General features: G+C 61.1%; 10 protein-coding genes. 7 read left to right on the top strand and 3 right to left on the bottom strand.

Annotated elements, in window-relative coordinates; all coding sequences use genetic code 11:
* The 3 genes from PLJ71_22240 to priA all read left to right on the top strand — a co-directional run.
* The coding region (locus PLJ71_22240) for a hypothetical protein (protein HQM51409.1) at nucleotides 1–531 on the top strand (531 nt) is incomplete at its 5' end.
* Nucleotides 532–655: 124 nt separating this feature from the next.
* Complete coding sequence (locus PLJ71_22235) at nucleotides 656–1,252, top strand: HNH endonuclease (protein HQM51408.1); 597 nt, start codon at nucleotides 656–658, stop codon at nucleotides 1,250–1,252.
* A 22-nt stretch (nucleotides 1,253–1,274) separates the two neighbouring features.
* A complete protein-coding gene (priA, locus tag PLJ71_22230) occupies nucleotides 1,275–3,731 on the top strand; it encodes a primosomal protein N' (protein HQM51407.1) in 2,457 nt (818 codons plus the stop codon).
* 145 nt (nucleotides 3,732–3,876) lie between these two features.
* On the opposite strand, the gene PLJ71_22225 is transcribed toward priA, so the two are convergent.
* A complete protein-coding gene (locus tag PLJ71_22225) occupies nucleotides 3,877–4,206 on the bottom strand; it encodes a pyrimidine/purine nucleoside phosphorylase (GenBank protein ID HQM51406.1) in 330 nt (109 codons plus the stop codon).
* A 275-nt stretch (nucleotides 4,207–4,481) separates the two neighbouring features.
* On the opposite strand from PLJ71_22225, the gene PLJ71_22220 reads away from it, so the two are divergent.
* Genes PLJ71_22220 through PLJ71_22205 form a run of 4 tightly spaced genes read left to right on the top strand, consistent with a single transcriptional unit; the run spans nucleotide 4,482 to nucleotide 6,182 of the window.
* Nucleotides 4,482–5,090, top strand: a complete 609-nt coding sequence (locus PLJ71_22220) for a sigma-70 family RNA polymerase sigma factor (protein HQM51405.1) — start codon at nucleotides 4,482–4,484, stop codon at nucleotides 5,088–5,090.
* Nucleotides 5,091–5,133: 43 nt separating this feature from the next.
* On the top strand, nucleotides 5,134–5,580 hold the full coding sequence (locus PLJ71_22215; protein ID HQM51404.1) for a zf-HC2 domain-containing protein: 447 nt from the start codon (nucleotides 5,134–5,136) through the stop codon (nucleotides 5,578–5,580).
* Entirely contained in the window at nucleotides 5,577–5,915 is a 339-nt protein-coding gene (locus tag PLJ71_22210) for a YbjQ family protein (protein ID HQM51403.1), read from the top strand. Before PLJ71_22215 ends, PLJ71_22210 begins: the two co-directional genes overlap by 4 nt.
* A gap of 39 nt (nucleotides 5,916–5,954) precedes the next feature.
* A complete protein-coding gene (locus PLJ71_22205; protein ID HQM51402.1) occupies nucleotides 5,955–6,182 on the top strand; it encodes a hypothetical protein in 228 nt (75 codons plus the stop codon).
* A gap of 31 nt (nucleotides 6,183–6,213) precedes the next feature.
* Here PLJ71_22205 and PLJ71_22200 read toward each other — a convergent pair whose 3' ends face one another.
* Together PLJ71_22200 and PLJ71_22195 are read right to left on the bottom strand one after the other, a co-directional pair.
* The gene (locus PLJ71_22200) at nucleotides 6,214–7,185 is read right to left on the bottom strand and encodes a nucleoside hydrolase (protein ID HQM51401.1); all 972 of its coding nucleotides are present in this window, start codon (nucleotides 7,183–7,185) and stop codon (nucleotides 6,214–6,216) included.
* A gap of 170 nt (nucleotides 7,186–7,355) precedes the next feature.
* Nucleotides 7,356–7,733, bottom strand: a 378-nt coding sequence (locus PLJ71_22195) for an alpha/beta hydrolase (GenBank protein ID HQM51400.1), incomplete at its 5' end; no start/stop codon positions are given.

Raw genomic sequence — 7,733 nt, 5'->3', positions numbered from 1 at the left:
GGCGAATTCATCCTCGACGCCGTCTATGCGATGTTCGCAGAGCCTGAATACCCCCTGAACCTCCTAGCGATGTGCGGCAAAGACAAGCAAACTCTCCACAAGATCCAACGATTGGCAGGACAAACGGCAGCCATTCGCCTATTTCCGTTTGGCTACACGCAGGACTTTGATGATTTCCTCGCCATAGCCGATTGTGTGGCCGCCCGGCCTTCGGCAGGAGTTTTCAACGAAAGTCTGGTCCACCGCAAGCCCTATATCGCTGTTGGGCCATCGACCTCGAATGATAAGGGCATCTTCACGCTCCTCAGGAAACACCGCGTTGGCGAAGTGTGTAGACGCGTTCGTCTACTATCTCTGAGCGTGAAGCGCGTTTTCGAGAACAAAGTGGTCTACGCAGAAAACATCGAGGCTTTTCTCAGGGACACCCCATCTGATTTCGAAGCCATGGCCGACATCATCGTGCACCAGGTGCTAATGGACATAGAAACTGCAAGAGCGAATGGCGCCCGCGTGGAGAACGTGGCCCAATAACAGGAGGGCGTATACCGCCAAGAACCATCCCACAATCCCCACACCTCAGGTTTGACACGATATTGTGCCGCGCCTATACTTGACGTTAGTATTTGCCCCTGTCAGGGCGATTGTGGGGCCACTGATGAATTACGGACTGAACGGCAACTTGCTGAACGGTAACGTGCTGGTGTTGAACCGGTCGTGGATCGCCATACACGTCACGCCGGCGCGTCGCGCTCTCAGTCTGCTTTACGCGGGGACGGCGCGGGCCGTTCACCCCACCGCTTACAGTCTCCACGGATTTGACGACTGGCTGGTGCTGTCCCAGAACGGACTGGGCGGCCGCTATGTGCACACGCCCACGTTGCGCATCCGCATTCCCGAAGTCGTGCTTCTCAACGCCTTTAACGGGTTTATCCGCCGGGAAGTGCCTTTTTCGAGGCAAAGCATCTACGACCGCGACCTGAGCATGTGCCAGTACTGCGGCAAACACCATCCCCGGTCGCGCCTGACCATCGACCACGTGATACCCCAGTCGCGAGGCGGTCTCGATACCTGGGACAACCTCGTGGTCGCCTGCCTGAAATGCAATGTGAAGAAAGGCAATCGCACCCCCGAAGAGGCGCGCATGCCGCTGTTGCGCCGCCCGCGCAAGCCCGCGTGGCTCCCTCACCTGGGCACCCGGTTGCCCGAAGACCTGCTGGAGGTCTGGGGACGCTTCATCGAGATTCCGGCTTAGGCCGGAGGCGGCTTTGTGAGCCATGGAAAAGCCCGCGTTCGCCGAGATCGTTCTGCCCCTGCCGGTAGATTCGGCGTTCACCTACAAGATTCCACCCTCGCTGGCCCCCCGCATCCGGCCGGGCATGCGGGCGGTGGTGCCTGTCCGCAAACGCATTGAAACCGGCTATGTCGTAGCTTTATCAGCCAAGACCGGCGTCGAGAAGCTGCGTTCGATCGTCGATCTCCCCGACCCCGAACCCGTCTTCTCGCAGGAAATGCTCGATTTGTGCCGGTGGCTCGCCGATTATTATTGCTGCTCGTGGGGCGAAGCCTTGCATTGCGCCGTTCCCGCGGGCATTCATATACGCTCGAAGATGCGCTACACCCTCCGGCTGGACCAGTTGGGCCCCGGGCGGTACACCGACCGCCAGCGCAAGGTCATCGCCGAGCTGCACAGCCGAGGGCCCCTCATGGAAGGGCAATTGGCTTCGTCCGTGGGACGCGGCGCCCTCAGCAACACCCTCCAGTCCCTTGTGCGCCGCGGCATTCTCCTCGCCGAACCCGTGACGGTCGAGCCCAGCGTCTCTTCCCTGTCCGAGACTTATGTCAGCCTTGTCGAAGAGAACATTCCCGGCACCGAAGCGTTGGCGGCGCTCCAGCGGCGCGCGCCCAGACAGGCGGCGGTCTACCTCGATCTGCTTTATGGTGAGCCGGAACGTTCCGCCACCTCGCTCTACGAAAAACACGGCGTCACCGCCGCCATTCTGAAAGCACTCGACGAAAAGGGCTTAATAGTGCGCACCCAGCGTGAGTTCTATCGAACGCCCGGCATCGACAGCGACGGAGCCGGCGGGCTCAAACACGTCCTGAACGACGAGCAGCAGGCCGCTTTCGATTCCATCACCGCCTGCATGAACGAGAAACGCTTCCAAACCTTCCTGCTGCGCGGGATCACGGGTTCCGGCAAGACCGAGGTCTACCTCCAAGCCATCGAACGCGTCCTCGAGCTCGGCCGCGACGCCATCATCCTGGTGCCCGAGATCTCGCTCACGCCCCAGACGGTCGGGCGGTTCAAAGCCCGGTTCCAGACCGACATCGCCGTGCTGCACAGCGGGCTCGGCGCCGGCGAACGCTACGACGAATGGCGGCGCGCCCAGCGCGGCGAAGTCCGCATCGTGGTTGGGGCGCGGTCAGCTGTCTTCGCGCCGCTGCCCAGACTCGGCATGATCGTCGTGGACGAAGAGCACGACCATTCTTACAAACAGGGAGACACCCCGCGCTACCATGCCCGCGACGTGGCCATCATGCGCGCCAAGATGAACGGCGCCGTGTGCGTCCTCGGCTCGGCGACGCCCTCGGTCGAATCGTTCTACAACAGCGAGACCGGCAAATCCGTTCGCATCGAACTCGCGCGCCGCGCAACGAATGCGGCCCTGCCCGAGGTGCGCATCATCGACATGCGCGGAGCGATACGCGAGCACGGCGGGCAGGTCCTCATGTCGGACGCCCTTGAAACGGCCGTTGCCGAGCGGGTCGAACGGGGCGAACAGGTGTTGCTGCTGCTGAACCGGCGGGGGTTCGCGCCGTTCGTCCTATGTCCCCAATGCGGCTGGGTAGCCCAATGCACCGATTGCCAGGTGACCATGACCTACCATGCGAAAGGCGGCTACTTGAGCTGCCACTACTGCAACAAACGGCGCGGCGTGCCCCAGGTTTGCGACGAGTGCTATTTCAATCCCCTGCTGTACCTCGGCGTAGGCACGCAGCGCATCGAAGACCTGCTCAAGCGCACCTTCGCGAGAGCCCGCATCGAACGCATGGACGCCGACACCACCGCCGGAAAAGGCGGACACGCCAAGATCCTCGGGCGTCTTGCCGCCGGCGAGATCGACGTGCTCGTCGGCACACAGATGATCGCCAAAGGACACGATTACCCCGGCGTTACCCTCGTCGGCGTGCTCAATGCCGACACCGGACTCGGCATGCCCGACTTCCGCGCGGCCGAGACCACCTTCCAGTTGCTTACCCAGGTCGCGGGCCGCGCCGGCCGCGGCGACAAACCCGGCCAGGTCATCATCCAGACCTACCGGCCAAGACACTACGCCGTCCTCAGCGCGGCCGAACACGATTACACCGCGTTCTACGAGCGCGAGATCCACGAACGCGAAAGCGCGGGCTATCCACCCTTCCGCAGGCTCGCGAATTTCGCCATCGAATGCGAGGACCCCCACGGGGCCGAGCGCGCCGTCGCCGCCCTGCACCGTCTCGCGCGCCGGGAAATGGAGACCCTCGGGTTCCGCGGCATGGAAACTCTCGGGCCCGCCCCCGCAACCGTCCGCCGGGTCAAGAAACAATACCGCTGGAACCTTGGCGTGCTGTCAGTCAGCCCCAAACGCCTCAACCAGCTCGTTCGCGCTACCCGCGACGCCTTCCACAACGAGAACCCCGTCCCCAACGCACAACTCAAAGTCGACCTTGACCCCTACGGCGTGTATTGACACGAAAACGTCCGAAAACGGGGACTGACCCAGGCGGCGCGAAACGGAGACCTGTCTGTCTCCGCTTTCCGCGCTCCACCCCATAAGACCCCGCCCAGATGACGTGCGCCTGCCAACGTAAGCCCAGGCTCTTTCGCCTTCCCGATCACAGGTACGAGCATACGTATTCCATAATGCCGCCGTTGACGGAAATCTCGAATGATGACTTCCCCGGCACATCGAAGAAGGCACCCGCGGCGTATACCGCCCATTCGTGGGCCCCGGCACGTTTCACCCGGCACTCGCCAGCAACGACCTCCATCCGCTCCGGCGCGCCCGTATCGAACTTGTACGACCCCGGAAAGATGAGCCCGAGCGTCTTTTTCGTCCCGTCGGCGCACAACAGGGTATGGCTGACGACTTTTCCGTCGAAGTACACGTTGGCCTTGCACACAGCCGTCACATTTTCGAATCGTTCTGGCACTGGACTTGTCATTCAAGCGCTCCTTATCTGGGGATACACACAAGAACTCCCGGCCTTGCGCGGGAATCGCGCGGATTCTACTACATTCATGCCCTCACGCGCGCACGCCGCCATCTCGCCCCCTGAAACGGGACCAGTCAGGCTGCCCGGACCGATCTCTTGGGTCTGAGGGTCCTCTTGCCCCAAGCTGGGTTCAGAGAAGCGTTCCCTCTAGTTGTGTTCCTGGGCGGACTTGAGGTAATTTGGCGATTGCTGGTGGCAGCACGGGAGGAGCTGAGGGGATATGAATGAATAGAATCTCGCGTCGAATGTATTCCACCAACGGAACGAAGGACGCGACGGCCTTCGATGAGGCCGAGGCCCTTGTGAAGGCTCGAAAAGGCGACCGGGCGGCCTTCGGCGCGTTGGTCAAAGCCTACGAGCGGCGTGCTTATGCTGTGGCGTACGGTTTTGTCCACAATCGCGACGATGCCCTCGAACTCGCGCAGGAGGCGTTCGCACGGGCCTACAAGGCCATGCCGCGGTTCAAAACGGAGCTGCCGTTCTATCCGTGGCTGTACCGAATTATCAAGAATACCTGTATCAACCATTTGAAGAAGCGCAGGCGGCGCGGCGAAACATCACTGGACGGGCTCCTCGAGTCCGGCTTTGACGTGGCGCATGCCGCGGAGAATCCGGTGGACGATGCGCAGTTGGGGGACTTGCGCACCGCCATCGCCGCGGCCATGACCCGGCTCAGCCGCGAGCACCGGGAGATTCTCATGATGCGGCACTTCCAGGATCTCCCTTATGCGGAGATCGCTGAATGCCTCGAGATTCCCAAAGGCACCGTGATGTCGCGCCTGCACGCCGCCCGGCGTGCGCTGCGCAATGCGCTCGGGGGCGCCCCGGAATGACGCGTTTCCGGATGCCTCCAAGGGGTAATGATGGGCTTACATTATGCATGATGACCGTGAAGACGACGTCAGGCCGCTGATTTCCGGCTACCTGGACGGCGAATTGACCCCGGAAGAACGAGACCGGGTTGATAAACTTCGCGAGGAAGACCCGGCGTTTCGGGAGGAGTTCGAGCGAATGAAGCGTATCGTAGCCGCAACATCGGAGTTACGCATCGAAGAACCGCCCGAAGAAGTGTGGGACACCTTCCTCGACGGCGTCTACAACCGCATCGAGCGCCAAACCGGCTGGATTATCTTTCTCGTGGGAGTGATCGCCTTGACGGTATGGGGCATTTATTGGTTCTGGGTGGCGGATTGGGGTTCCGCACTGGTCAAGGTCCTGGTCGCGGCACCGGTAATTGGCCTCGTCGTGTTGTTTATTTCAGTGCTCCGGCAGCGTCTTTTTGTCGCGAGGAGCGATCGGTACAGCAGGGAGATCAAGTGGTGATTATCGTCACCTCATCGCACATCTGCGGCAAGCGCATCGTGAAAACCCTTGGCATGGTCAGGGGAAACACGGTCCGTTCACGGCATCTGGGTAAAGACATCCTGGCAATTTTCCGCAACCTGGTCGGAGGCGAGATAGAGGAATACACCAAGATGCTGGCCGAGGCCCGCGAGCAGGCCCTCGACCGCATGATGCACGCCGCCGAACGGCTGGGAGGAAATGCGGTCGTCGATGTCCGATTCGGGACGGCGGAAATCATGTCCGCCGCGGCTGAAATCATTGCTTATGGAACGGCAGTGATCGTGGAACAAGAGGACGAGGAGCCGCAACAGTAGATACGATACCGCCATCCGTGGCAGTCGAGAGGGCAAGAGATGTCGAATGATTTCCTTAACGTAGTCGGCGCCGTCGGTATGGTGTTAGTGATTGCGATAGGTATCACCCTTCCTCTTATCTCGTCACTCTGGGCCTACGGGGATGCGGAACGCCGCGGCAAGTCGGGGTGTCTCGTGGCCATCCTCGTGTTCTTCCTGAGCTGGCCGTTAGGCCTGATTCTCTGGCTCGTCTTCCGGCCGGAACGACGCGACTACCGGCCATACTGAGATTCCCCTCCTGAACCAGAGACCCATGCTCTCACGGGTATCGCGCCCCCGCCGGATTCGTGAGCGCTTGAATGAGCAATTCCTTGTACCGGTCTTCGGCGCCGAGGGTTTTCCAGCCCAACGCGCACCGCACGGGGCGGCCGTTTTCGCCGGGCACGGTATTGCCTTCGTCGTCAATGACAAGCTTGACCTGCTCCATCCGGCAGAGCGAGGTGTCAACGGACATGTAGACCGTGACCGTGTCGAAAAGGATGCTGCTGGAGTTTTTCGGCTGGCTGTCGCGGCTTGACCAGGCGTTGTAGTTCTCGATGACCACCCGGGCGCGCGGCGCCGCGGAATCCGATACGCGAAGGTACCGTTCGCCCGCAAGGCGGAGATTGCCGCATATGTCCAGCGGGTTCATAGTGATTTCCCAGGGCGCGTTGAACACCGCGCGGGCGGCCGCGATGTCAGCCCGCACGTTCCATTCGGGCTGGCGGCCTTCGTAGCCCTCGTACCCGATATGTACGCTGCCCGCCATTGTGACAACGCGCGCGTTTTCGGCGATCGACGGGTCGCGTTTCAACGCCTCGCTGATGTTCGCCTGGGGTCCGAGAACGACGAGCGTGATCCTCCGTTCGGACTTCTTGATGGTGTCGATGAGGGCCTGTACACCGTCTTCGTAGACCATCCCGGGATAGCTCTTGAAATCAAAGTCGCCCAGCCATTCCAATTGGTTGATGCCGCCGTCGTCCGTTTTGAGGCCGGTGCCAATCGGGATATCTGTACGATTCAGGCGTTCGAGCATCTTCGCGACGAGCCTGGTCTTCACGGGGGTGTCCCGGAACGCCGTTGTAATAAGTCTGACGTCGAGCTGCGGCGACCCCAACATCATCGCCAGCGCCCAGGTGTCGTCGATATCGCTGCCGATATCGGTATCCAGAATCACGGGTATAGATTCAGCGGGCGCGGCTGCATGCAGCACCAATATGACGTGCGAAACGAGAAGAACGGCGCTCATCATGATGCACTCCAGCTCATGGGTTTGGAGAGAGCGGGGTACCCTGCCGCCAAGGCACAGGGTTTCTTCCGAGCCAGCTTAACAAAAGAACCGGCGTGATCCAACCGAGATCAAACGCTTGAGCGCGGACGTGGAAACCGCCCGCCTCGTACAGGGCAAGTGCCCAGCCGGTACTACGCCCAGGCAGGAAGGGTGGTTTTCTCGTCTGCCTGCAGCCGGGACAAACCCGGGGCGTTCACCGCCACCGCTTCGTATGCATCCTCCCGGACCTGATCAAACCAACGCAGGTAGCGGCGGAAAAGCACGCTGAACTCTTCGGGTTTTTCCATCATGGGAGCGTGCCCGCAATGGTCAAGGTAACTCAGCCGCGACAGAGGCAGCTTCTGGTGGAATTCTTCGGCCACCTCCGGCGGGGTAACAATGTCGTCGCGGCCCCAGATCAACCCTACAGGCATGGACAACCGATACAGGTCGTGACCCAGGTTCTCGCGAACCGCCGACTTCGCCATCCGCAACAGTCTGAGCGCTTGAATATTGTCGTTCAAGACAGC

The sequence above is a fragment of the Candidatus Hydrogenedentota bacterium genome (assembly GCA_035416745.1).
Lineage (GTDB): Bacteria > Hydrogenedentota > Hydrogenedentia > Hydrogenedentales > SLHB01 > UBA2224.
This window is presented reverse-complemented; position numbering and strand designations above follow the sequence as displayed.

Excerpts from the sequence above, each read along its gene's own strand:
- priA (HQM51407.1), top strand. The coding sequence starts at position 1,275 with ATGGAAAAGCCCGCGTTCGCCGAGATCGTTCTGCCCCTGCCGGTAGAT.
- PLJ71_22225 (HQM51406.1), bottom strand. The coding sequence starts at position 4,206 with ATGACAAGTCCAGTGCCAGAACGATTCGAAAATGTGACGGCTGTGTGC.
- PLJ71_22235 (HQM51408.1), top strand. The coding sequence starts at position 656 with ATGAATTACGGACTGAACGGCAACTTGCTGAACGGTAACGTGCTGGTG.
- PLJ71_22200 (HQM51401.1), bottom strand. The coding sequence starts at position 7,185 with ATGATGAGCGCCGTTCTTCTCGTTTCGCACGTCATATTGGTGCTGCAT.
- PLJ71_22220 (HQM51405.1), top strand. The coding sequence starts at position 4,482 with ATGAATAGAATCTCGCGTCGAATGTATTCCACCAACGGAACGAAGGAC.
- PLJ71_22205 (HQM51402.1), top strand. The coding sequence starts at position 5,955 with ATGTCGAATGATTTCCTTAACGTAGTCGGCGCCGTCGGTATGGTGTTA.
- PLJ71_22215 (HQM51404.1), top strand. The coding sequence starts at position 5,134 with ATGCATGATGACCGTGAAGACGACGTCAGGCCGCTGATTTCCGGCTAC.